23 protein-coding genes are annotated in these 24,843 nt (G+C 68.2%); 13 read left to right on the top strand and 10 right to left on the bottom strand.

Annotated elements, in window-relative coordinates; genetic code table 11:
• Window positions 1-173: 173 nt before the first annotated feature.
• The 6 genes from EL337_RS26055 to EL337_RS26080 all read right to left on the bottom strand — a co-directional run bounded on the left by EL337_RS26055 (window position 174) and on the right by EL337_RS26080 (window position 7,403).
• A complete protein-coding gene (locus EL337_RS26055; RefSeq protein ID WP_048633996.1) occupies window positions 174-1,619 on the bottom strand; it encodes a catalase in 1,446 nt (481 codons plus the stop codon).
• 96 nt (window positions 1,620-1,715) lie between these two features.
• On the bottom strand, window positions 1,716-2,042 hold the full coding sequence (locus tag EL337_RS26060; protein ID WP_232786863.1) for a hypothetical protein: 327 nt from the start codon (window positions 2,040-2,042) through the stop codon (window positions 1,716-1,718).
• 153 nt (window positions 2,043-2,195) lie between these two features.
• The gene (locus tag EL337_RS26065) at window positions 2,196-3,893 is read right to left on the bottom strand and encodes a dihydroxyacetone kinase subunit DhaK (protein ID WP_048633998.1); all 1,698 of its coding nucleotides are present in this window, start codon (window positions 3,891-3,893) and stop codon (window positions 2,196-2,198) included.
• A 75-nt stretch (window positions 3,894-3,968) separates the two neighbouring features.
• Window positions 3,969-4,970: a DUF4185 domain-containing protein gene (locus EL337_RS26070; protein ID WP_083443184.1), complete on the bottom strand. Its 1,002-nt coding sequence runs from the start codon at window positions 4,968-4,970 to the stop codon at window positions 3,969-3,971.
• Between the two features lie 100 nt (window positions 4,971-5,070).
• Window positions 5,071-6,105, bottom strand: a complete 1,035-nt coding sequence (locus EL337_RS26075; RefSeq protein ID WP_048633999.1) for an aspartate-semialdehyde dehydrogenase — start codon at window positions 6,103-6,105, stop codon at window positions 5,071-5,073.
• Window positions 6,106-6,137: 32 nt separating this feature from the next.
• Window positions 6,138-7,403, bottom strand: a complete 1,266-nt coding sequence (locus tag EL337_RS26080) for an aspartate kinase (RefSeq protein ID WP_048634038.1) — start codon at window positions 7,401-7,403, stop codon at window positions 6,138-6,140.
• A 76-nt stretch (window positions 7,404-7,479) separates the two neighbouring features.
• On the opposite strand from EL337_RS26080, the gene EL337_RS26085 reads away from it, so the two are divergent.
• On the top strand, window positions 7,480-8,070 hold the full coding sequence (locus tag EL337_RS26085; RefSeq protein ID WP_048634039.1) for a nitroreductase family protein: 591 nt from the start codon (window positions 7,480-7,482) through the stop codon (window positions 8,068-8,070).
• On the opposite strand, the gene EL337_RS26090 is transcribed toward EL337_RS26085, so the two are convergent.
• Complete coding sequence (locus EL337_RS26090) at window positions 8,067-9,050, bottom strand: bile salt hydrolase (RefSeq protein ID WP_197724154.1); 984 nt, start codon at window positions 9,048-9,050, stop codon at window positions 8,067-8,069. The genes EL337_RS26085 and EL337_RS26090 overlap by 4 nt on opposite strands.
• Window positions 9,051-9,205: 155 nt before the next feature.
• On the opposite strand from EL337_RS26090, the gene EL337_RS26095 reads away from it, so the two are divergent.
• From EL337_RS26095 to EL337_RS26135, 9 genes are all read left to right on the top strand, one after another.
• Window positions 9,206-10,456, top strand: a complete 1,251-nt coding sequence (locus tag EL337_RS26095; RefSeq protein WP_048634040.1) for an ammonium transporter — start codon at window positions 9,206-9,208, stop codon at window positions 10,454-10,456.
• 105 nt (window positions 10,457-10,561) lie between these two features.
• Entirely contained in the window at window positions 10,562-11,875 is a 1,314-nt protein-coding gene (glnT, locus tag EL337_RS26100; RefSeq protein ID WP_048634001.1) for a type III glutamate--ammonia ligase, read from the top strand.
• 44 nt (window positions 11,876-11,919) lie between these two features.
• Window positions 11,920-12,828, top strand: coding sequence for a class II glutamine amidotransferase domain-containing protein (locus EL337_RS26105; protein ID WP_048634002.1), 909 nt, complete (start codon window positions 11,920-11,922; stop codon window positions 12,826-12,828).
• Window positions 12,816-13,511 carry a GltB/FmdC/FwdC-like GXGXG domain-containing protein gene (locus tag EL337_RS26110; RefSeq protein WP_048634003.1) on the top strand — a complete coding sequence of 232 codons (696 nt, stop codon included), beginning with the start codon at window positions 12,816-12,818 and terminating at the stop codon, window positions 13,509-13,511. Before EL337_RS26105 ends, EL337_RS26110 begins: the two co-directional genes overlap by 13 nt.
• Entirely contained in the window at window positions 13,511-14,851 is a 1,341-nt protein-coding gene (locus tag EL337_RS26115) for an FMN-binding glutamate synthase family protein (protein WP_048634004.1), read from the top strand. Before EL337_RS26110 ends, EL337_RS26115 begins: the two co-directional genes overlap by 1 nt.
• A complete protein-coding gene (locus EL337_RS26120) occupies window positions 14,848-16,053 on the top strand; it encodes an NAD(P)/FAD-dependent oxidoreductase (protein ID WP_048634005.1) in 1,206 nt (401 codons plus the stop codon). Before EL337_RS26115 ends, EL337_RS26120 begins: the two co-directional genes overlap by 4 nt.
• 11 nt (window positions 16,054-16,064) lie before the next feature.
• Complete coding sequence (locus EL337_RS26125) at window positions 16,065-16,724, top strand: helix-turn-helix domain-containing protein (RefSeq protein ID WP_048634006.1); 660 nt, start codon at window positions 16,065-16,067, stop codon at window positions 16,722-16,724.
• A 178-nt stretch (window positions 16,725-16,902) separates the two neighbouring features.
• Entirely contained in the window at window positions 16,903-18,714 is a 1,812-nt protein-coding gene (gene leuA / locus EL337_RS26130) for a 2-isopropylmalate synthase (protein ID WP_048634007.1), read from the top strand.
• 104 nt (window positions 18,715-18,818) lie between these two features.
• Window positions 18,819-19,202 (top strand): SHOCT domain-containing protein, encoded by a 384-nt coding sequence (locus EL337_RS26135; protein ID WP_048634008.1) that lies wholly within the window; start codon window positions 18,819-18,821, stop codon window positions 19,200-19,202.
• A 15-nt stretch (window positions 19,203-19,217) separates the two neighbouring features.
• Here EL337_RS26135 and EL337_RS26140 read toward each other — a convergent pair whose 3' ends face one another.
• Window positions 19,218-19,883 (bottom strand): class I SAM-dependent methyltransferase, encoded by a 666-nt coding sequence (locus EL337_RS26140; protein ID WP_048634041.1) that lies wholly within the window; start codon window positions 19,881-19,883, stop codon window positions 19,218-19,220.
• 73 nt (window positions 19,884-19,956) lie between these two features.
• On the opposite strand from EL337_RS26140, the gene EL337_RS26145 reads away from it, so the two are divergent.
• Window positions 19,957-20,820, top strand: a complete 864-nt coding sequence (locus tag EL337_RS26145) for a helix-turn-helix transcriptional regulator (protein ID WP_048634042.1) — start codon at window positions 19,957-19,959, stop codon at window positions 20,818-20,820.
• Here the strand turns inward: EL337_RS26145 and EL337_RS26150 are convergent.
• Window positions 20,807-21,808, bottom strand: a complete 1,002-nt coding sequence (locus EL337_RS26150) for a DEDDh family exonuclease (RefSeq protein WP_048634009.1) — start codon at window positions 21,806-21,808, stop codon at window positions 20,807-20,809. The two genes, EL337_RS26145 and EL337_RS26150, sit on opposite strands and share 14 nt — an antisense overlap.
• 78 nt (window positions 21,809-21,886) lie before the next feature.
• On the opposite strand from EL337_RS26150, the gene EL337_RS26155 reads away from it, so the two are divergent.
• Together EL337_RS26155 and EL337_RS26160 are read left to right on the top strand one after the other, a co-directional pair.
• Entirely contained in the window at window positions 21,887-23,113 is a 1,227-nt protein-coding gene (locus EL337_RS26155; RefSeq protein WP_048634010.1) for a MurT ligase domain-containing protein, read from the top strand.
• A complete protein-coding gene (locus EL337_RS26160) occupies window positions 23,110-23,826 on the top strand; it encodes a type 1 glutamine amidotransferase (RefSeq protein ID WP_048634011.1) in 717 nt (238 codons plus the stop codon). Before EL337_RS26155 ends, EL337_RS26160 begins: the two co-directional genes overlap by 4 nt.
• Before the next feature lie 40 nt (window positions 23,827-23,866).
• Here the strand turns inward: EL337_RS26160 and EL337_RS26165 are convergent, their stop codons facing one another.
• On the bottom strand, window positions 23,867-24,748 hold the full coding sequence (locus tag EL337_RS26165; RefSeq protein ID WP_048634012.1) for a type IV toxin-antitoxin system AbiEi family antitoxin: 882 nt from the start codon (window positions 24,746-24,748) through the stop codon (window positions 23,867-23,869).
• Window positions 24,749-24,843: the final 95 nt, after the last annotated feature.

Below are 24,843 nucleotides of genomic sequence, written 5' to 3' on the forward strand. Positions count from 1 at the left end.
ATCCAATCGCGTTGCATCGCGTCGGGATCGCCGACGGGCCATGCTCGGTCGGGCGCGGCGGTGACTCGGCCCCCCGCTTTCCCTCGCGCGAACAGCAACAGCGCCACGTGCCGGTCGGTCTTGAAGACCGTCCGCCACGTGGCGCTGATGCTTCTGTGGGTGGCGCCGAGGAGCTAGCCGCCGTTGCGCACGCCCTCCTCGACCTTCTTGCCGAGATCCGGGTCGACATTGCGCCAGTACTCGAACACCCGCGACAGCACCGGCTCCTTCACACCGTCCGAAACATGGCCGATGATGTTGCTCGCCAACCTGTCTCGGGCCGCGTCATCGAGGACTTCCCGAACCAGGGTGCCCGCCTGGCCCCAGTCGTCGTCCTCGGCACGCAACGCGTAGGCGGTACGCACCATGTCTCCGTCGGAGGCCCAGTGCACCTCGGCGGCGCGCTTCGGGTCGGCCTCGGGGCCACCCATCGAGTTCGGCGCGTAGACAGGGTCGGTCGCGTTGCGGATACGCATCGCGCCGTCCTTGCTGTAGGCACGGACCTCGGTGTGGGGTTCGTTGACCGGGATCTGCTTGTAGTTCACCCCGAGCCGGGCGCGGTGGGCGTCGGCATAGGAGAACCCGCGGGCCAACAGCATCTTGTCCGGGCTCAGCCCGGTGCCCGGGACGACGTTGTTCGGCTCGAACGCGGCCTGCTCGATCTGGGCGTGATAGTCGACCACGTTGCGGTTCAGCGTCATCTTGCCGACCTGCTGCAACGGATAATCGCTGTGCGGCCACACCTTGGTCAGATCGAATGGGTTGTACCGGTAGGTCTTCGCATCTTCGAACGGCATGATCTGGACGTGCAGCGTCCACGTCGGGAAGTTGCCGTCCTCGATCGAGGTGAACAGGTCGCGCTGGTGATAGTCGCCGTCCTCACCGGCCAGGCGATCGCCCTCTTCCTGGGTGAGGAAGTCGATGCCCTGATCGGTCTTGAAGTGGTACTTGACCCAGAACATCTCGTCGTCGGCGTTGACCCAGCTGTAGGTGTGGCTGGAGTACCCGTTCATGTGCCGCCAGGTCTTGGGGATGCCCCTGTCACCCATCAGCCAGGTGACCTGATGGGCCGACTCGGGTGAGAGCGTCCAGAAGTCCCACTGCATGTGATGGTCGCGAAGGTTGTTGGCGGCCATCCGCTTCTGGCTCCGGATGAAATTCTGGAACTTCATCGGGTCGCGGATGAAGAACACCGGGGTGTTGTTGCCGACCATGTCCCAGTTGCCCTCGCTGGTGTAGAACTTCAGCGAGAACCCGCGCGGATCGCGCCAGGTGTCTGGGCTGCCGCGCTCGCCGGCCACCGTCGAGAACCGGGCGACCATCTCGGTCTTGACGCCGGGCTGCAGAAACGCCGCCTTGGTGAACTGGGTGACGTCGTGTGTCACCTCGAACTCACCGAACGCGCCGCCACCCTTGGCGTGCGGCTGACGCTCCGGGATGCGCTCGCGGTTGAAGTTGGCCATCTGCTCGATCAGGTAGTGGTCCTGCAGCAGAATCGGCCCGTCGGAGCCGACGGTCAGTGAGTGTTCGACGCTGGGTACCGGCGCACCGGCATCAGTTGTTGCGTACTTCTCTATCATGTTCCTCCTCAGGGATGAGCGGCGTCTCTCGGCTGTGGCCGTCGTCCTCACAAGGTTCGTACCCAAAGCGCGGACGAAACATCCCGAAACCGACGATCAGGGCCGCTGCGGGGCTGGTGTCGGCGGTCCGCCCGGTCCTGCGAACCCACCCGGTCCGCCCGGTCCGAAAGAGCCGGGGAAGCCGGGCCCGCGTTCGAACCCGCCGGGCGGGAACATCCCGGGACCCGGGCGCTGCATCATCTCGTGTCCGCGATGGTGGTACCGCTGACCGTCGCCGACGTTCTTGCCGAGGACGAATCCCGTGCCGAAGATGACCGCCACGATGAACACCGCACCGGCGACGATCCCGACCCATGCGGCCACCTGGATCAGACGGCTGGGCCGCTGCGGGACGTAGACGGTCTGCGGCGCCGCGGCGGGCACCGGTCGCAGGCGCCGCGGCGGGCACCGGTCCGGTGGTGGCCTCGGACTGACCCGGGGCTGGTGTGGATTCGCTCATGGCGACGATCCTCCACCCTTATTCGCAGCAGGTGTGAAAGGGAGCGCTGTGAATCCGGTATGAGGGTGCGGGCGGGGTCACCCGTCGGCGAGAAGCGCCTCCAACGCGGTGTCCGCCTGGTCCGAGCTGTCTCCGGTGACCGCCTGCCACAAGAGGGCGCACAGCCACGCGACGGCGACGGCGCCTGGGTCCGGACGGCCGATCGCCCGTTCGCCGACGTAGGCAGCCCGGCCCCGGCCGCCGACCATCTCAGCGGTAGCTCCGGCCCCCTCGATCGCCGCCAGCACGGACGTACCGTCCAGGCCCTCGACGTCGCGGCGACCGGCGTCGTCGACGACAGCCGCAAGTGCGTCGACCAGGGTTCGGTCGCCGCGTTGCGCCCCGCCTGCCCGTTGCACCGCAGTCAACGCGTCGCCCAGCCCGGCGAGTACGGCACCGGCGAGCGCGTCACCGGGCGCATCCGCGGCGCGGGACGCGATGCCGCCGAACACCAGCCCGAGCAGGGGGCCACTCGACCCGCCGACGTCGTCGAGAAAGGCCGAGGCGAGGTGGCCGAGGTCGGCCACCAGGTCATCCTCGGCGTCTCCACGTCGCACGGCATGCGACACCCCCACCGCGATGTTGTCACCGAAGTCCCCGTCGCCTGCCGCCTGATCGAGGGCGTTGAAGTGGTCGCGGAGGCGCTCGGTCCGGTCGGCCAGATTCTGCAGCCATGGCGACGCATGTGTCGACGCGCCCTCCTCCCGGCCCGTGGCGTGCACGTCGTCGACCCCGGCGAAGACTGTCGGACGGGGCAGGCCGGGCGTGCCGTGATCGGCGTACCAGTGCGGCAGCCACTCCGGGTCGGCATCGACCACCGTGAGGCTGACGCCACGCATGTCCAGTGCCGTGCAGTAGGCGCCGGTCACGAGGCTACGAATGGGTACTCGGCGTGCCATCAGGGCCCGCGCCGCGGCGTCGCCGAAGTGCAGCAGTTCCAGCTGGCCTGTCCCGCCCAGACCGTTGACGAGCACCACCACCCCCTCGGGCGCGGACAGGTCGGCCGTCAGCGCGTCGACCATCCTGTCCACCAGGCCGTCGAGATCTGTCACATCGATGCGTTCCCGTGCGGGCTCGCCGTGGATACCGACACCGAATTCGAGTGACCCCGGCGACACCTCGAAGGCGCGGCCGCCGTCGCCGGGGCTGCGATGGGCTTCGGAGGCCACCGCGACCGTGCGCGACCTGGCGACCACGTCGCGACCGAGTGCGGCCAGCTCCGCCAACGACCAGCCCGCGTCGGCGGCCGCGCCGAGCACCTTCTCGACGATCACCGTGGCCGCGGTGCCCCGGCGGCCCACCTTGCCCGCGTCGCGCGAACCCCAGTCGTCGTCGACGAGCACCTGCTCGACCGCGATGCCGTCGGCGCGCAGACGCTCGGCGGCGATGGAGAAGTTGAGGACGTCGCCGGTGTAGTTCTTCACGATGTGCAGCACACCGTCGGGCAGCGCGACCTGCGCGCTGGCCGCATAGATCTGGCGGTTGTGTGGCGAGGTGAAGATCTCACCCGGGCAGGCGGCGTCCAACCCACCGCGGCCGACGAAGCCGCCGTGCATCGGCTCGTGACCGGCGCCGCCGCCGCTGACCAACGCCACCCGTCTGCCCTCGGCAGGTCGCCTGGTGAACAGGTAGGCCGGATCGCTGGAGTACTCGACCCCCTCGCCCGCCACCATGGCCAGCCCCGAGAGTCCCGCACGTGCACGTTTGGCTCTGTCGGCAATGAACAGCACGGTCATCGGCCACTCCCTACTGTGTGGGCGTCTGCACCACCATCATGTCCTGCAGACGGCGTCGGCAAACGTCGGCGCCCGTCAGGGTTTCACCGGGTTCACCGCGTACTGGATGACCCGGTAGGGCGTCCCGCCACGCGCGGTGGTGTTCCACTGGCTGACGAATACGCGCACCGCGTCCGGGGTGGAGCTGGGCGAGATGTAGCCGCCGTAGGGCTGGGCGAGCCGATTGTCCTGGGGCGGTGGCAGGACCTCCACCGGATCCGGCCACGGCGCGGCCACCACGACCGTGGTCACAGGCGCTGTCCCCAATCCCGTTGGCGCGTCGGCGACCCGGATCTCCATGTTGCCGGTGCTGGCGTTGAAGTACGACAGCACCGCGTCGCCGTCGATCTGGCGCACGCTCATCTCCCCCACCCGGTCATCCCACAGCGGGACAGGTTCGCCGCCCCAGCCGAGGCCGGTCCAGCCCTGCCAGGTGGCCCGGTCGGTGAACGTCTCCGGAGTCGCCCGGTAGAGCACCACCGGGCCACTACGGTCGAAACTGTTGGCCACGATGTAGACCCAGCCGCTCGCCGACTCGGCAGTCGGGATCGGGTCGTAGTAGCCGCTGATCTGCGACTGCAACCCGCCCGCGTAGCCGGCATCCCGCCGCGAACCCGGGACCGTCCGCCAATTGCCCTGGCCGGCTTCGGCTTTCACCAGCCGCGAGTTCTGCGGGCGCAGGTCCTTGGTGGTGGTGACCATCATCCAGTTCTCCCGGTTGATCTCGATCACGCCTGCGGGCAGCTGCGATTCGCCGGGTGCTGTCGCGTCCGCCAGCAGCGGGGTGTCGACGCCGGTCACACCGTCGTAGCGCACCCCACCCGGATCGTCGAGGGAGTCGCCCACCACGTGCAACGCGATCGGGGAGTACCAGCCGCCGAAACCCACCGCCTGGCCGGCGAAGCTGTCGCCGCAGACCTGCAGAATTCCGCTCGGAAACTCCATGAACTCGCAGAGATCGGTCGCGCCGATCCCGTAATCAACTGTCGGCGTGCCAGTTCCGGCCGTGGGCCCCAGCCGCAACACCTGACCGGGCATGAGCGGCGGCAGCGGCGCCGGTGTGGCGGCTGCAGGCGCAACGGTGTTCCACGCGCAGACGGTCACGAAGACCGCACATGAAATACCGTGCCCGCGCAATTCAGAGACTTGCGGCCAGCAACTCGGCGATCTGAATCGTGTTGAGTGCCGCGCCTTTTCGGAGGTTGTCCCCCGAGACGAAGAGTGCCAGGCCGCGCCCGTCGGGCACACCGTGATCCTGACGGATCCTGCCGACGAGGGAGTCGTCCACCCCCGCGGCGGCCAGCGGTGTGGGCACATCGACCAGCGTCACACCGGGCGCGGAGGCCAGGATCTCGGTGGCCTTCTCGACCGACAACGGTTGAGCGAACTCGGCATTGATCGACAGCGAGTGGCCGGTGAACACCGGGACGCGCACGCAGGTCCCGGAAACGGCGAGGTCCGGGATTCCGAGGATCTTGCGACTCTCGTTGCGCAGCTTCTGATCCTCGTCGGTCTCACCCGAGCCGTCGTCGACGAGCGCACCGGCCAGCGGAATGACATTGAACGCGATCGGCGCCACGTACTTGTTGGGCGCCGGGTACGCCAGCGCTGAACCGTCGTGCACCAGCTGCTCGGCGCCGTCGATGACGGCCCGGGTCTGCGAGGCGAGTTCCTCGACACCGGCCAGTCCACTACCCGACACCGCCTGGTAGCTCGACACGATCAGCCGGGTGAGCCCGGCCGCGTCGTGCAACGGCTTGAGTACCGGCATCGCGGCCATGGTGGTGCAGTTGGGGTTCGCGATGATGCCCTTGGGCCTGTTCCCCGCATCTCTGGTGAAGTTGACCTCCGACACCACCAGCGGCACGTCGGGGTCCTTGCGCCACGCCGACGAATTGTCCACCACCACAGCGCCTGCGGCGGCGAAGCGCGGCGCCTGCACCCGCGACATCGTCGCGCCGGCCGAGAACAGCGCGATGTCCAGGCCGGTCGGATCGGCTGTCTCGGAGTCCTCGACCTCGATCTCGCGGCCGCGGAACTCCAGCTTCTTGCCCGCCGACCGCGCCGAAGCGAAGAACCTGACCTCGTCAGCGGGGAAGTCGCGCTCCACCAACAGATTCCGCATCACCTGACCGACCTGGCCGGTGGCGCCCACCACACCGATGCTGGTCATCTATATTTCCCGTCGCTTCGCTCGCCCCATGACTACCGCCCCGTTCCCGCGTAGACGACCGCTTCCTCGTCACCGCCGAGGCCGAACGCCTCGTGCAGGGCGGCGACGGCGCGGTCGAGCTCGGTGTCCTTGATCAGCACCGAGATGCGGATCTCGGAGGTGGAGATCAGGTCGATGTTGATGCCCGCCTTCGCCAGCGCCTCACAGAACGTCGCCGTCACCCCGGGGTGCGAACGCATTCCGGCACCGATGAGCGAGACCTTCCCGATGTGATCGTCGTAGAGCACCCGGGTGAACCCGATCTCGTCCTGCAGCGCGGTGAGCTTCTCCACGGCGCCCGGGCCGCTCTCCCGCGAACACGTGAAGGTGATGTCGGTCTTGCCGTCCTCGACCTTGGAGATGTTCTGCAGCACCATGTCGATGTTCACGTCCGCGTCGGCGCAGGCGCGGAACACCTGGGCGGCGTAACCCGGAACGTCGGGAAGCCCGACGACCGTCACCTTCGCCTCGCCGCGGTCATGTGCAACTCCGGTGAGGATGGCGTCTTCCATCGGGATGTCCTCCATCGATCCTGTGACGAGAGTGCCCGGCTTGTCGGTGTACGACGAGCGGACGTGGATGGGCAGGTCGTACCGGCGCGCGTACTCGACGCAGCGCAGCATCAGCACCTTGGCACCGGCGGCAGCCATCTCCAGCATCTCCTCGAAGGAGACGGTGTCGAGCTTGCGCGCGTTCGGCACGATGCGCGGGTCGGCGGTGAAGATGCCGTCGACATCGGTGTAGATCTCGCAGACGTCGGCGTTCAGTGCCGCGGCGACGGCGACGGCGGTGGTGTCCGAGCCGCCGCGTCCGAGTGTCGTGACGTCCTTCGTGTCCTGGCTGACGCCCTGGAACCCGGCGACCAGCACGATCTGCCCCTCGTCGAGCGCCGCACGCAGCCGGCCCGGGTTGACGTCGATGATCTTGGCGTTGCCGTGGGTGCCGGTGGTGATGACGCCGGCCTGCGACCCGGTGTACGAGCGGGCCTGCGCCCCGAGCGACTCGATCGCCATGGCGACCAGGGCGTTGGAGATGCGTTCGCCGGCGGTCAGGAGCATGTCGAGTTCGCGGACCGGCGGGGCCGGCGAGACCTGTTTGGCCAGGTCCAGCAGCTCGTCGGTGGTGTCACCCATCGCCGAGACCACCACGACGACGTCGTTGCCCGCCTTCTTCGTCTCGACGATGCGCTCGGCCACACGGCGGATTCGCTCGGCGTCGGACACCGAGGATCCGCCGTACTTCTGTACGACGAGCGCCACTGAACTGCCTTTCCGGTCCTGGGAGATTCCCATAAAGGATAAAGGCTCGGTGCACCTGGTTTTTCCCGCCGGTAGCCTGCCCCCTGTGCCAGCAGATCGGTCGGCCGATACGTCGGTCCCCATCCACCCCCCGATCGCCGAGCGGTGGAGTCCACGCGCGTTCGATCCCGACGCCGAACTGACGCGGACGGATCTGGTCGCTCTGCTGGAAGCCGCCCGATGGGCACCGACCTGGGGCCGCCGCCAGCCGGTGCGTTTCGTGGTCGGGCGGCGCGGTGACGGCACCTTCGCGACCCTTGCCGGGCTGCTCAGACGCGGCAACAGCTACGCGACGGCGGCCGGCGCCCTGATCCTGTTGTGCGCCGACGAGGGTGAGGACGACAAGACCACGCTGTACTCCGCGGTGGACGGCGGCGCCGCCATGGGCAACCTGCTCATCGAGGCGGTCGCGCGGGGCCTGATCGCCCACCCGATGGCGGGGTTCGACGCGGCCGGTGCGGCGGACGCGTATGCGCTGCCCGACGGGCTCCGGCCGCTGGTCGTGATCGCCGTCGGCTGGCTCGGCGACCATGCCGACGTGCCGGACGACGTCGCCGAACGCGACAGCGCGCCCCGGCATCGATTGCCGCTGGACGAGATCGTCTTGAACTGGCCGGCGGGCTCCTAGCCCACGCCCAGGAACCTGAACGGTTCGGCTTTGGCGAACTGGGCGCTGGTCTCGCCCGTGTAGACGGTCTTCTGCCCTTCGCCGAGCCCGAGTGTCAGCGTCGGCGCGCCCTCGCTGAAGTCGAGGTTGTCCAGATCGACCCAGAAGGTGCTCGGCGACAACGCCGACTCGAAGAAGTACCGCAGCGAGGTGTGGTCCATGGCGGTGCGCCAGCGCGTCGAAGAGATGTTCGGCGCGTCGGGCGTGGTGATGCCGTACGGCACGGAGGCGTTGCGCACCACGCCGAGCGTCACGGCGACGGCTTCGAGCGGATCGGCGGTCTTCGGCACTGCATCGATGTAGAACGACGCGCGCACGAACCGGTCGGCAGCGCGGTTGGTGCCCGGCAGCATCACCGTGCCGCCGATCTGGTTCCAGTACTCGGTGATCGCGAGCTGCTTGTCGAAGATCGGCGAGTTCGTCATCACCTGGTAGTCGCGGCCGTGGTGGATCACCTGCTCGCCGTCGATGTACTCGACGATCGCGCTGTCACCGCTCGCATCCGACAGCGCGAGATGCAGTGTGGCCAGCCGCTGCTGGCCGGGCACCTCGATGGTCACCACGTGCAACGGCGTCGCGGTCAACGCGGCGACGGTCTCGGCCACGGTCGCGAAGTTGTCCAGTACGTACTGAGCCCACAGCGACAGCGCCACCGCCGGGCGGTCACCGCCGTCGGACGGGTACTGGGATTCGGCCAACCACAACAGGTTCGCGCCCAAGCCTGCCTCGTTGAGACCGTCGGTGGTGGAGATGTCGTATCCACTCGCGACCACGCTGCCGTACTTCGACGTCCACGTCGCGGAGTTCGGGCCCGCGCTGCCGCTGCGGGACACACCCCGCGGCAGCACCCACAGATTGGTGCCGATCTCGACTTCCCAGTCCATCGACCGTCCGGTCACAATCCGTTCGCCGGTACCGAGGTAGACCACGCGGGTGCACACCAGGAGCACCGTACAGCCAATTGCCAGGCTCAGCATTAACCTCATCGCAACGTGCAGAAGCCGTCCGCGTAACAGAACCGTCCGTTACTGCCAGTGATCGGCCCCACTTCCAATGACGAGGGCCGCCGTCACAGGAGAACCTCTCAATGGATGTAGTGGACACCGGCACCACGGCTTTCATGCTGTGCTGCATCATCGGGCTGACCCTGATGATCCCCGGACTCGCGCTGTTCTACGGCGGCATGGTCTCGGTCAAGAGTTCGACCAACATGATGATGATGACGTTCGGCGCGGTCGCCATCGTCGGCGTGCTGTGGGTGCTGTTCGGCTTCTCGATGGTCTTCGGCACGTCCTACGACGGATTCGTCGGGAGCTTCACCGAGTTCCTCGGGATGAAGGACCTCCTGGAGTCACAGACCACCATCTCGGGCCTGCCGATCAGCCTGTTCTCGCTGTTCCAGGCCCTGTTCGCCGCGATCACCGTCGCGCTGATCTCGGGTGCGGTGGCCGACCGGATGAAGTTCGGCGCCTGGATGCTGTTCGCCACGGTCTGGGCCGTGCTGGTGTACTTCCCCGTCGCGCACTGGGTGTTCGCGTTCGACGGCGTGGTCACCGAGAACTCGGTCGGCGGCTGGATCGCCAACCAGCTCAAGGCCATCGACTTCGCCGGTGGCACCGCGGTGCACATCAACGCGGGCGCGGCCGCGCTCGCCGTCGCGATCGTGCTCGGCAAGTCCGCGATGTTCGGCCAGCTGCGCAAGCCGCACAACGTGCCGCTGACGCTGCTGGGCGCCGGCCTGCTCTGGGCCGGCTGGTATGCGTTCAACGGCGGCTCGGCGCTGGCCGCGGGCAACTCGGCGGCCATCGTCATGGTCACCACGTTCGTCGCCACCTGCGCGGCCACCCTGGCGTGGCTGGCCGTCGAGAAGTTCAAGGACGGGCATGTCACCGGTGTCGGTGCCGCATCCGGCGCCATCACCGGCCTGGTCGCCATCACCCCCGCCTGCGGCGCGGTGACACCCGTGGGTGCGATCGCCGTCGGCGCGATCGCCGGGGCGATCTGCGTCTACGCCGTGGGCCTGAAGTCGAAGTTCGGCTACGACGATTCGCTCGACGTCGTCGGTGTGCACCTCGTCGGCGGTGTCATCGGCACGCTGCTGATCGGTTTCTTCGCCAGCGAGAGCATGCCCAACGCCACGAACGGCCTGTTCTACGGCGGGGGCGCGGATCAACTGTGGCGGCAGGCGGTCGCCGCGTTCGCGGTGCTCGCGTACTCGTTCGTGGTGGCATTCGCGATCGCCTTCGCCATCAAGAAGACGATGGGCATCCGCATCTCGCCCGAAGAAGAGGAGAAGGGCATCGACGCCGCGTTCCACCGCGAATCGTCGTACGAGCTCGCCACCTGACGCCGACGACCGGCCGCCGCGGGAGCATGCGCCGCGGCGGCCCGTTCGTCTGCATCGAGTTTCATATCGTGATACTTTGATTCTTAACAAGAGACAAGGATTCTGATGGCCACCACCCAACTCCAGGACCTCGCCAGGGACGCAGGCACGAAGTTCATCCTCGCGCTGTTCGTCGACCTGCGGGGCAAGCCGTGCGCCAAGCTGGTTCCGGTCGAGGCCGTCGATCTGCTCGCCACCGAGGGCGTCGGCTTCGCCGGCTACGCCGTCGGCGCCATGGGGCAGGAGCCCAAGGATCCCGACCTGATGGCGATCCCCGACCCGGAGTCCTTCACCCCGATCCCGTTCATCAAGGACGGTCTCGCGATCGTGCACTGCGACCCGCACGTGGAAGGCAAACCCTGGCCGTACGCGCCCCGGGTCATCCTCAAGTCCCTCATCGAACGATGTTCCGACGCGGGCTTCGAACCGTGGGTCGGCGCCGAGGTCGAGTATTTCCTGTTGTCCCGCAACGCCGACGGCAGCGTGTCGGTGGCCGACACTGCCGACACCGCGGCCCAGCCCTGCTACGACGCGCGCGGTGTCACCCGGATGTATGACCACCTCACCGCCGTCTCGACGGCCATGAACCAGCTGGGCTGGTCCAATTACGCCAACGACCACGAGGACGGCAACGGGCAGTTCGAACAGAACTTCAAGTTCGCCGAGGCCCTGGTCACCGCCGACCGCGTGATCACGCTGCGCTATCTGCTGTCGATGATCGCCGCCGACCGCGGCATGATCGCCACCTTCATGCCGAAGCCGTTCGGCGACAAGACCGGAAGCGGACTGCACCTGCATCTGTCGCTGACCAGCGGCGGCAATCCGGTGTTCCCGACAGCGGATGACGACGAGCGCGGCCTCGGCCTGTCCGACACCGCGTACGGATTCATAGGCGGGATCCTCGACCATGCCTGCGCGTTGCAGGCGGTGGTCGGCCCGACGGTCAACTCCTACAAGCGAACCGGCGCGGTCTCCACCGCGTCGGGCGCATCGTGGGCACCCCGGCTGGCCACCTACGGAGGCAACGACCGCACGCATTACATCCGCGTGCCCGATTCCGACCGGATCGAGATGCGGGGCGGCGACGGTTCCGCCAACCCGTATCTGGCCATCGCGGCTGCGCTGGGTGCGGGTATCGACGGCATCAAGCGCAGCACCGATCCCGGCGCGGTGGGACAGGGCGTCAGCGACAAGACGCTGCCACCCACACTGCTGCACGCCGTCGAGGAATTCGAGATCAACCCCGTGGTGACCGGCGTCCTCGACGCCGTGGGCGACGGGGTCGCCGCGTACTTCGCGACCATCAAGCGCGAGGAGTTCTTCGCCTACCACAGCGCGGTCACCCCCTGGGAGCTCGAGCACTACCTCACAGCCTTCTGAGCCGGATTCGACTGGCACGAAGCGGAATACGAAAGGACACGGCCATGTGCGGGATCGTCGGCTTGCATCTGCGAAGCCCCGAGCTCTACCCACGGCTCGGCGAGCTGCTGACCGGAATGCTCTGCGAGATGGGAGACCGCGGCAGTGACTCGGCCGGCGTCGCCGTCTACGGCGACCCGACCTGGTCGCCACCAGGCCAGGGGTGCGTGTCGGTGGCCGACCTCGGCACCGGACGCACCGAAGAGCCGGATCAGGTGGCGGCTGCTGTCGCCGCGGCGCTGGGTGGCGAGGTCGACGGCGTCGCGGTCGACGTCAGCTACGTGCTGTCGGCAGGCGTGGACTCCGATGTTCTGCTGAGGGCGGTGCGCGCGGCCTACCCGGGCGCCCTGGTGGCCGGATTCGGTTCGGACATGGCGGTTCTCAAAGGCGTCGGCCACCCCCGTGCCCTCACCGACGGATGGGGACTGGCGAAGGCCCAAGGCTGGCAGGGAGTCGGGCACACCCGGATGGCGACCGAGTCGGCGGTGACGCCCGCAGGCTGTCACCCCTACGCCGTCGGTCCCGAACAGTGCATGGTGCACAACGGATCCTTCGCCAACCACGCCACGATCCGGCGCGACCTGCGCGCCGCCGGTGTTCCGTTCGACAGCGAGAACGACACCGAGGTGGGTGCTCGGTTCATCGCCAAGCTGCTCGCGGAGGGACGCGACGTCCAAAGTGCGCTCAAGGAACTGTGCGCCACGTTCGACGGCTTCTACACGTTGCTGGTCTCCAACCGTGACTCGTTCGCGGTGGTGCGCGACGCGATCGCCTGCAAGCCCGCGGTGATCGCCGAGACCGAGGACTGGGTCGCCATGGGCAGTGAATACCGCGCCCTGGCAGGTCTTCCCGGCGTCGAGCGGGCCCGCATCTGGGAACCCGAGCCCGAGGTGGTGTACGCATGGAGCCGGTGATCAGCCCGACTCGTTACGACCTGGCCACGACCCCGCTGCGTGAGGTCAACACCGCGCTGCACGCGCCGGATCTGACCGGAGAGTTCGTCATCGAGCATCCCGCGGGTGCCCACAATGTCGCGGTCGGCCTCAACGCACCGGTCACGGTGACCGTCGAGGGCCACGTCGGCTATTACGCCGCCGGGATGAACCAGCAGGCCGACGTGATCATCAACGGCAATGCCGGAACCGGTGTCGCCGAGAACATGATGAGCGGCTCGGTGTGGGTCAAGGGCGACGCGTCGCAGTCGGCCGGTGCCACGGCACACGGCGGCCTGTTGGTCGTCGAGGGCAACGCCGCGGCGCGGTGCGGCATCTCGATGAAGGGGGTGGACATCGTCGTCGGCGGCCATGTCGGGCACATGAGCGCGTTCATGGCCCAGGCCGGGCGGCTGGTCATCCGCGGCGACGCGGGCGAAGCCCTGGGCGACTCCATCTACGAGGCGCGCATCTACGTGCGCGGCGACGTCGCATCGCTGGGCGCGGACTGCATCGCGAAACCGATGCGCGACGAGCACCACCTGGAGCTCGAAAAGCTCCTGAAAACAGCCGGATTCGAAGGTGACGACACGAGCGCGTACACCCGGTACGGGTCAGCGCGTTCGCTGTACCACTTCCACGTCGACAATGCGAGCAGCTACTGATGACCTACACCGACGACGACCGCGCGCGGCTCGGCCTGCGTGAGTCGGCGACCTTCGACCGGGCCACCATCGCCGCGATCCAGCGAGCGGCCGACACCGGCATCTATGACATCCGCGGGTGGGGCGCCAAGCGCCCGCTGCCCCACTTCGACGATCTGCTGTTCCTCGGCGCATCGATGTCGCGGTACCCGCTGGAGGGCTATCGCGAGCGCTGCGCCACGGACGTCGTGCTCGGCGATCGGCACGCCAAACACCCTCTGCACCTGGATATCCCGGTCACGATCGCCGGGATGAGCTTCGGTGCGCTGTCCGGGCCTGCGAAGGAGGCGATCGGTCGCGGTGCCAGCGAGGTCGGCACCTCCACGACCACCGGCGACGGCGGGATGACGCCGGAAGAGCGCGGACAGAGCAAGTACCTGGTCTATCAGTACCTGCCGTCGCGGTACGGCATGAACCCCGACGACCTGCGCAAGGCCGATGCCATCGAGATCGTGCTCGGTCAGGGCGCAAAGCCAGGCGGCGGCGGAATGCTGTTGGGACAGAAGATCTCCGAACGCGTGGCCGGTATGCGCACGCTGCCTGAAGGCATCGACCAGCGCTCGGCCTGCCGGCACCCGGACTGGACCGGCCCCGACGATCTCACCATCAAGATCAACGAGTTGCGGGAGATCACCGACTGGGAGAAGCCGATCTATGTCAAGGTCGGCGCCACCCGCACCTACTACGACGTGAAGCTCGCGGTGCACGCCGGCGCGGACGTCGTGGTCGTCGACGGCATGCAGGGCGGCACCGCCGCCACCCAGGACGTCTTCATCGAGCACGTCGGAATACCGACGCTCGCGGCGATCCCGCAGGCGGTGCAGGCGCTCACCGAGCTGGGCGTGCACCGGAAGGTTCAGCTGATCGTCTCCGGCGGTATCCGCAACGGCGCCGATGTGGCCAAGGCACTGGCGCTCGGGGCCGACGCCGTCGCGATCGGAACCGCCGCGCTCATCGCCCTCGGCGACAACCACCCCCGCTACGCCGCGGAGTACGAGAAGCTGGGCAGTGCAGCAGGTTTCTACGACGACTACCAGGACGGCAAGGACCCGGCGGGCATCAGCACGCAGGATCCCGAACTCGCTGCCCGCTTCGACCCGATCGCAGGCGGACACCGGCTGGCGAACTACCTGCGGGTACTGACGATGGAGGCGCAGACGATCGCGCGCGCCTGCGGGAAGTCCCACGTCTGCCATCTCGAACCCGACGACCTCGTGGCGGTCAGCATCGAGGCGGCCGCGATGGCGCGCATCCCGCTGGCCGGTACCGACTGGATTCCCGGCCGGGGTGGCACCTGGTGAGCGAGACGGCGGACGTCGTCATCGTCGGTGGCGGCCTGGAAGGCGCGGCGTCGGCGTGGGCGCTGAGTCGGCGCGGCGTCACCGATGTTGTTGTGGCTGAACGCGGTACAGTCGGCTCCGGCATGACCGGCAAGTCCAGCGGTATCGTGCGCTGCCACTACGGGGTCAGCTCTCTGGCCGCAATGGCGGCCGTCGGGCTCGAGGTCTTCGAGCGTCCGCAGGAGTTCCTTGGCGAGGAAGCCACCGACATCGGGTTCCGGCAGACCGGCTACGTCGTCGGCGTCGGCGAACAGAACGTCGACTCACTGCGCAAGAGCCTCGCGGCCCAGCGTGCCGTGGGAGTGGACACCGAGGAGATCGACAAGACCGAGGTGGCCAGGCTGTGGCCGTTCGCGGACCTGACCCCGTTCGCCGCGTTCGGGTGGGAGGCCCGCGGCGGATACGGCGACGCGTACCAGACCGCCCAGGCCTTCTCGACGTCCGCACGCGCCGCCGGTGTGCGCGTCAAGCAGGGCGCCACCGTGACCGAGTTGCTCACTGACGGCGACCGCGTCACCGGCGTCCGCCTGGCCGACGGTACCGAGATCTCCGCGGGCACCGTCATCGTCGCCACCGGCGTGTGGAGCCGCCCGTTCCTGGCGCCCTACGGCATCGATCTGCCCATCAAGGTGATCCGCGAGCAGATCGTCATGATCGATCCCGGGCTCGACACCGGGCCGGTGCCGGTGTTCTCCGACCTGGTGTCCTTGCAGTACGTGCGCCCCGAGGTCGGCGGCGACATCCTCTTCGGCAACAGCGACCTGCCCGGTTACGCCGACATCGACCCGGCCGATCCCGACGACTACCTGAACCGCGCCACCGAGGACTTCGTCGACGTCACCGTCGACAAGGTGGGCACCCGCTTCCCCGGCTTCGCCGACGCCGCGATCTCCAGCAGCTATGCGGGGTGCTACGACGTCACCCCGGACTGGAATCCGGTCATCTCGAGGGGTCCGTTGGACGGCCTGGTGATCGCGGCAGGGTTCAGCGGCCACGGCTTCAAGATCGCCCCGGCGGTCGGCATGCTCGTCGCCGACATCGTGATCGACGGGCGCAGCAACGACGCCCGGATCCCCGCCTCGGACTTCCGTCTGTCACGATTTGCCGAGGACGACCCGCTCACGACGCCCTACCCATACGTCGGCGCGGGGCAGATGCGCTAGACAGGACAATTGTGGCTGCCTCAGACGACGACGTCCCACTGCTGCGCAATACCTCCGGCACCGCCAGAGACCGCGATCCCGCCGCGCCGGTCGAGGAACTCGAGATCGAGTCCGCGATCGGGAAGAACGTCAGGCTCCTGCGGCTTCAACACGGACTGACCGTTGCCGAGACGGCCGCCAAGGTGGGCATCTCGAAGGCCATGATGAGCAAGATCGAGAACGCGCAGACCTCGTGCAGTCTGTCGACGCTGGCGCTGCTGGCCAAGGGCTTCGACGTTCCGGTGACCAGCCTCTTCCGGGGTGCCGATGTCGAGCGTCCGGCGGCGTTCGTCAAGGCGGGCACGGGGGCACGCATCGTGCGCGAGGGCACCCGGGAAGGGCACGAGTATCAGCTGCTGGGGTCGCTGCGGGGCGAGCACAAGCGCCTGGAATGCCTCGAGGTCACGCTGTCGGAGAAAAGCCAGACCTATCCGCTGTTCCAGCACCCCGGCACCGAATTCATCTACATGCTCGAAGGCGTCATGGACTACAGCCACAGCCGGTCGGTCTACCGGCTGCACGCCGGAGACTCGCTGCAGATCGACGGCGAAGGCGCGCACGGTCCCGTCGACCTGATCGAGGTGCCCATCCGGTTCCTGTCGGTCATCGCGTTCCCCGACTCCCAGGTGTAGCGCCGGTGGGCGTCGTCGCACGTTTTGTCCCGCGCGCACACCGGAGTAAGGTGTGCCACGTGCAGCGGGTGCTCCTTCTCGGACGCCGCGACGGGGTCTGATCCAGACTGGCTTCCCGTCGCGGGTATTTCGCGATGCGCCGGTCTGAAATCCCCCTAGACCACACCGGAGCACCCCAATGACTGAGAACTTCAATCCCAGCACCGACGCTTACAGCTCGGTACGCACCATCAGCACCCCGGCGGGTGCACCCCATCCCGGCCAGCCGTCCTGGAACACCCAGCGCGGCTCGCAGATGCCGGTCAGCCGGTATCGCAGCTTCGACGACGAAGTCGAGCCGATCCGTCTGCCCGACCGCACCTGGCCCGAGAAGCAGATCACCACCGCACCCATGTGGTGCGCTGTCGACCTGCGCGACGGCAACCAGGCACTGATCGACCCGATGAGCCCCCAGCGCAAGCGCCGCATGTTCGACCTGCTGGTGCGGATGGGCTACAAGGAGATCGAGGTCGGTTTCCCGTCGGCCAGCCAAACCGATTTCGATTTCGTCCGCGAGATCATCGAACAGGGCGCCATTCCCGACGACGTCACCATCCAGGTGCTCACGCAGTGCCGGCCCGAGCTGATCGAGCGCACGTTCCTGGCCTGCCAGGGTGCGCCGCGGGCCATCGTGCACTTCTACAACTCGACATCCATCCTGCAGCGCCGCGTGGTGTTCCGCGCCGACCGCGACGCCGTCAAGAAGATCGCCACCGACGGCGCCCGCATGTGCGTCCAGGAGGCCCAGAAGTATCCCGGCACCCAGTGGCGATACGAGTACTCCCCCGAGTCGTATACCGGCACCGAGCTGGAGTACGCCGTCGAGGTGTGCAATGCCGTCGCCGACATCGTCGGGCCGACGCCCGAGGTGCCGCTGATCGTCAACCTGCCTGCGACCGTCGAGATGGCCACGCCCAACGTCTATGCCGACTCGATCGAGTGGATGAACCGCCATCTGGCGCCACGGGATTCGATCATCCTGAGCCTGCACCCGCACAATGACCGCGGAACCGCCGTCGCCGCAGCTGAATTGGGGTACGCGGCCGGCGCCGACCGGATCGAGGGCTGCCTGTTCGGCAACGGTGAGCGCACCGGCAACGTGTGTCTGGTGACGCTGGGTATGAACCTGTTCTCCCGCGGTGTGGATCCGCAGATCGACTTCTCCAACATCGACGAGATCCGTCGCACGGTCGAGTACTGCAACCAGCTGGGGGTCCACGAACGCCATCCCTACGGCGGCGATCTGGTCTACACCGCGTTCTCCGGCAGCCACCAGGACGCCATCAACAAGGGCCTGGACGCGATGAAGTTCGACGCCGACGCCGCCGACAAGGACGTCGACGACATGCTGTGGCAGGTCCCGTATCTGCCGATCGACCCGAAGGATGTCGGCCGCACCTACGAGGCCGTCATCCGGGTGAACTCGCAGTCGGGCAAGGGCGGCGTCGCGTACATCATGAAGGCCGACCACGGGCTGGCCCTGCCGCGTCGGTTGCAGATCGAGTTCTCCCAGGCGATCCAGGCGATCACCGACGGCGAGGGCGGCGAGGTGTCCCCCAAGGAGATGTGGGACGCGTTCTACGACGAATACCTGGCGCCGATCAGCCCGCTGGAGCGCATGCGGCAGAAGGTCGACGCCGCCGAGGTCGACGGTGGAACCGACACGATCACCGCAGTGGTGAAAATCGACGGCGAAGAGCGTGAGATCGTCGGAGCGGGCAACGGTCCGCTCGCGGCCTTCTGTGATGCCCTGGGCGCCATCGGGTTCGACGTGAACGTGCTGGATTACTCCGAACACGCGATGTCCGCGGGCGAGGAAGCCAAGGCAGCCGCCTATGTCGAGGCCTCGATCGGCGGTAAGACCGTGTGGGGCGTCGGCATCGCGACGTCCATCACCACCGCATCGCTGCGGGCGGTCGTGTCGGCGGTGAACCGGGCGGCGCGCAGCTGACGCGCATCCCTTTCACCGAAGGCCTTTAGGCCCTCGTCCGCTGCCACCGCGGGTGCTTGACTGGGTCCGCGCACCTGCGCGGATTCGGTTAAGGAGCAGCCGTCATGTGGGATTCGTTCTGGGACTACCTATGGTCAGCGGTCGTCATCTTCGCGTTCATCGCGTACCTGATGATCCTGTTCAACATCCTTGCCGACCTGTTCTGGCGCGACCACAAGACTTCCGGTCTGGTCAAGGCGGTCTGGGTCATCTTCCTCATCGTGCTGCCCTACCTGACGGCGCTCGTCTACCTGATCGTCCGTGGCAAGGGCATGGCAGAGCGGGCGCGGGAGCAGGCGCTGCAGGCCAAGCAGCAGACCGACGACTACATCCGGGATGCTGCGGGCCGCAGCCCTGCCCAGGAGATCGCCGACGCCAAGGCGCTGCTCGACGCGGGCACGATCTCCCAGGGAGAGTTCGACGCGCTGAAAGCCAAGGCGCTCGGGTAGTCGAATGTCGGCGGGTCATTCGGCCGGGCGGGTGGCCCGGTAGAGCGTGACGGGTCCGGTCAGCCGGACGCGGCGAGTGGCCAGCACCGCGCAGTCGAATCCCGCCGCCTGCATCTCGTCGGGCAGCCGGGACCCGGCGGTCGCGTGGTCATGTCCGGTGACGCGGGACAGCAGGCCCACCGGGCCGTCCCCGCCCACGTCGACCACGTACATGCGACCACCGGGTCGTAACACCCGAAACACCTCACGCAGTGCGGCGACCTTCGTGTCGTCGTCGAGATGATGCAGCATCATCGACGACAGCACGCGGTCAAAGGCGTTGTCGGCGAACGGAAGCTGCTGGGCGTAGGCCGTCTGCAGCTGCACCCGGGCCGCGGTGCCGATTTTGCGCCGCGCACGCGCCAACGCCTTGTGGTCGGGGTCGGTGGCCGTCAGGTGTGCCGTCGGCGCCGCACGTCGCGCGCGGATGGTGAGATTACCGGTGCCACAGCCGATCTCGAGGATGTTGGCGGTGCCGTCGAGCTGGGCGACGTCGATCAGCTCGTCGTAGATGCGGCCGAAGCCGAGAATGCGAGCGAGGACGTCGTAGGCGGGAAGCAGAAAGTCACGGCCGGCGGCGGGCAGGTAGTCATGTCCGTTGCCCCAGGTGCCGACCACTGAGTCTGGATTATCTTCGGTCATGCCACCCATCGTTGTCCTTGTCGAACCGTCGATGTGGGCCGATGCTCGGCAGAACTTGAACTATATTCGGCTGATGTCCCAGACGGCCAGGTTCGCGGGTCGCCGCGACGGAGTGCCGATCTACTCCTACCCCGGCGCGGTGGGCAGTCCGCCGGTGTCGGTGATGGAGTGGCAGGCCTGCACGCTGCCCGCGGCCGGACGTCACATCCACGATTTCCCCGTGCTCGTCTATCACGCCCGCACCGGTCTGGTCGACGTGGTGGCCGCCGGCGCCGCCGTCGACCCGCCGCCCGACGCCGACCGCACCGACGCCGTCGCCGTCTTCTTCGATCCGGCCGCGCTGGGTGAGGGGGCCAGGTCACCGTGGCCGACGTGGCGGGCGCACCCCCTGCTGTTCCCGTTCCTGCACGGCCATCACGGGGGCCTGCTGCGGATCGAGGTGCCCGCGCCCCGTCGCGCATTCTGGCTGGCCACTCTCACCTGTATCGAAACGGAGTTGGCCGACCGCCGTGAGGGCTACCACCAGGCGAGCCTGGCGCATCTGACGGTGCTGCTGATCGAGCTTGCGCGGTTGGTCGACAACGTCGTCGTCGATCTGCGCCGCAGCGGTGAGCCGATGCTCGCCCGGGTGTTCGAGGTGATCGAGCAGCGCATCGCCGAGCCTGTGTCGCTACGCGATGTGGCGCGCGAATGTGGCGTCACACCAGGGCATCTCACCACGGTGGTGCGGCGCAGGACAGGACGCACTGTCGGCGAATGGATCCTCGAACGGCGGATGGCCGAGGCGCGCGCCCTGCTCCGCGGGACAGACCTCGCGGTGCAGGACGTGGCACGGCGGGTGGGCATCACCGACCCCGGCTACTTCACCCGCACGTTTCGCGGCGCCCACGGGGTGTCCCCGCGGGCGTGGCGTGAGGAGCACGTCAGAACAGGGTGAACTGGTCGGCGACCGGGGACGTGGCGCCGAATTCGGTGACCTCTGAACCGCCGATCACCGCGTCCAGGCATTGCAGGAAGCCCGTGCTGCTGAGCATCGGCACCCCGAATTCGCCTGCCTGGTACCCCTTGCCCTGCTCCGGCGCGGGCTGGTCGCAGACGACCAGTGACGTGTGGGCGTCCACCGACTCGGTGAAGGCCAGGCCGGCGTGCAGGATGCGTTCGACGAGCTCCTCGTGCGTATGCCCCACCTCGGCGGCCAACGCGATCCGCATGCCCTGTACCAGCGGCCGCCCGGCCACGAAGGGTCCGGGATTGGCGTAGGGGCAGGGCATCCGGGCCGCCAGCACCTTCAGCGGTCGTATTTCGTCGTGGGTGACGCGCCCGTTGGGCCAGGTGCGCCGGGACACCGGATGCACCGGCAGCCACTTGCGGCGTTCCTGTGCGCGCACCAGGACCGGTTTGAGGATCTGTGCCAGCACCATCGCGTCGTCAAGGGCGTCGTGCGGCTTCATCTGGGTGACCCCGTAATGGGCGGCCAGCGTCTCCAACCGGAGGTTCTCGGCGCCGAGTTCGAGGCGGCGGGCCAACTCGACGGTGCACATGACGCTGTCGATCGGCAGCTCGGCGTGCACGAGCTCCGCTTCGGCGGTCAGGAACGCATAGTCGAAGCCGACGTTGTGGGCGACCAGCGTGCGCCCGCGCAGCACCTCCGCAAGGTCGCCGACCACATCACCGAAGGTCGGCTGCCCGGCCAGCATCTCCGCCGTCAGCCCGTGCACGTGGGTGGGGCCGGGATCCACGCCCGGGTCGAGGAGGCTGTAGAGGCTCTTCTCGACGTTGCCGTCGTCGCTCAGGGCCAGCGCCGCGACGCTGACGACGCGAGCCTGACCGGGCCGGAATCCTGAGGTCTCGACATCGACCACGGCCCAGCCGGCACCGTCCTGGTCGGCCGGCCGGCCCCAGCGACTCACGGCGGTTGAACTCACACTCCGAGGATGGCACGCGGCTCTGACATGCCCTGCTCCATCACCCCGCGTGTCGGGCGCTCTTCTAAACTGCCGGGAATGGTCATCACTCCACGCGCACGAATCGCGCTAGCCGCAGGCGCAGGTGCCCGCTGGGCGTCCCGCGTCACGGGCCGGGGCGCGGGCGCGATGATCGGCGGACTCGTCGCGATGACGCTGGACCGCTCGATCCTGGGCCAGCTGGGCCGCAACCGTCGCGCAGTCATCATCACGGGGACCAACGGCAAGTCCACCACCACGCGGATGACCGCCGCCGCGCTGGCCACCCTCGGCGAGGTCGCCACCAACGCCGAGGGCGCCAACATGGACGCCGGGCTGGTGGCGGCGCTGGCCGCGGCCCCTGGTGCGGGTCTGGCGGCCCTCGAGGTGGACGAGATGCACGTTCCCCACGTCAGCGACGCGGTGTCCCCGTCGGTGATCGTGCTGCTGAACCTCTCCCGGGACCAACTCGACCGCGTGGGTGAGATCAACCACATCGAGCGCACGCTGCGGGCCGGGCTCGCCCGGCATCCCTCGGCAGTCGTCGTCGCCAACTGCGACGACGTCCTGATGACGTCGGCGGCCTACGACCATCCGCACGTCGTGTGGGTCGCCGCGGGCGGCGGCTGGGCCAGCGACTCGGTCAGCTGCCCGCGTTCGGGGGAGATCATCGTCCGCGACGGCACGCACTGGCACTCGACCGGTATGGATTTCGCGCGCCCCACCCCCGACTGGTGGTACGACGACACCCACCTCCACGGTCCCGACGGGCTGTCGGTGCCGATGACGCTGACGCTGCCGGGCACCGTGAACCGCGGCAACGCGGCGCAGGCGGTGGCCGCAGCGGTCACGTTGGGCGCGGACCCGGCTGCCGCCGTCGCTGCGGTGTCCGCCGTCGACGAGGTCGCGGGCCGGTACCGCACCGTGCAGGTCGGCGCCCACACCGCGCGGATCCTGCTGGCCAAGAATCCGGCGGGCTGGCAGGAAGCGCTGTCGATGGTGAACCGCGACGCGGCCGGGGTGGTCATCGCGGTCAACGGACAGGTCCCCGACGGCGAGGACCTGTCGTGGCTGTGGGACGTCCGGTTCGAACACTTCGAGAGCGTCCCGGTGGTGGCCGCCGGCGAGCGGGGCACCGACCTCGCAGTCAGGCTCGGCTACGCCGGCGTCGAACACACCCTGGTCCACGACACGATGGCGGCCATCGCGTCATGCCCGCCCGGTCACGTCGAGGTGCTGGCCAACTACACCGCGTTCCTCCAGCTGAACAGGCGGTTGTCCCGATGAGTGAATCCGCGGTACGGATCGGGCTGGTGCTGCCCGACGTGATGGGCACCTACGGCGACGGCGGCAACTCGGTGGTGCTGCGGCAGAGGTTGCGGCTGCGTGGAATCGCCGCCGAGATCGTCGAGATCACACTCGACGATCCGGTGCCCGCCGAGCTGGACCTCTACACCCTCGGTGGCGCCGAGGACTACGCCCAGCGATTGGCCACCAAACACTTGATCCGTTATCCCGGTCTGCAGCAGGCCGTTTCACGCGGCGCCCCGGTGTTGGCGATCTGTGCGGCGATCCAGGTGCTGGGCCACTGGTACGAGACCTCGGCCGGCGAACGCGTCGACGGCGTAGGCGTTCTGGACGTGACCACCTCGCCGCAGCCGGAGCGCACCATCGGCGAGGTGGCTGCCACCCCGCTGGTCGACGGACTCACCGAGCCGCTGACCGGGTTCGAAAATCACCGCGGTGGAACGGTTCTGGGCCCGGACGCCCGACCGCTGGCTGCCGTCACCAAGGGTGCGGGCAACCGGGCCGGCGATGGTATCGACGGTGCGGTGCAGGGCAGTATCGTCGCCACCTATCTGCACGGCTGTTGCCTGGCCCGCAACCCTGAGCTGGCCGATCATCTGCTCACCACGGTGGTGGGACCCCTTGCCCCACTTGAGCTTTCCGAAGTCACCCGGCTGCGCCGTGAGCGTCTGGCCGCACCGCGGCGGGTGTGACCCACCCGCGATTGTCCGCACATGGCTCGGATACGGACCACTAGGCGGCCAGCGGCGCGGTCCCGATGGCCCGGCTCTGCACCGGACACCCTCGCTGCCGCAGCGCCGCTTCGACCCGCGTGAGCCACTCGGCGGGCGTCTCCTCGGCAATCACCCGGATGACGATCCAGCCCATGGCTTCCAGCATGCGTAGGCGCGCGATGTCCTTGACATACTGCTTGCGGTCCTTGCGGTGGTGGTCCCCGTCGTATTCCACGGCGACGCCAAACCTTTCCCACCCCATGTCCAGGAACGCCACCGGCCGGGATCCGTCCAGCACGGGTATCTGAGTCTGCGGCCGCGGGAAACCGCTGTCGAGCAACCACAATCGGATCCGGCTCTCGCGCGGCGAGGCAGCACCGCCGTCGACGAGTGGCAGCAGTTCCCGCAGCTGGCACAGCCCGCGGGCGCGGTGATGCCGGCGGGCCAGGCCGGCCACCTCGGCGGTGTCGAAGGGTTGGTTCCACATCAATGCGTCCATGCGTTCCAGGGCCGGGCCGCGTTCCAGATGGCGCCCGAGGTCGAAGGCGGTGCGGACCCGCGTGGTCACCGGGAGGCCACCCACGCGCGTCTGCTCATCGGCCGGGATGTATTCGCTGCGCAGGATGAGCCCGCGCTGCGGCCTGCGCTTCACGCCCGCCACTTCCACCGACTGCTCCGGATCCACCCACGGTGCGCCGTGCAGTGCCGACGCGGCGACACCCGCGATGACACCTTGGCGGCCGGTCGCCAACCAGGCCCCGATGGCGCGGTCCCGCAGGGAAACAACGGCATCCTTGCGGACGAACACCCCCCGGTACAGGGTTCTGTACCCACAGGCCAGTTCGTGCCGGGTGACGACACCAGCCCTGACCGCTTCCCCGCCCAATATCACTCGACCCATGCTCGTCATCGTGCTCCCGAGCACCGACAACCGACGAGAGCAACGTTGTGCAGGCAACGTGCGAGAAGGCGGCTGCAGAACGTTGCTCTCGTCCG

Origin of the sequence: Mycolicibacterium aurum, assembly GCF_900637195.1 — a bacterium.
Lineage (GTDB): Bacteria > Actinomycetota > Actinomycetes > Mycobacteriales > Mycobacteriaceae > Mycobacterium > Mycobacterium aurum.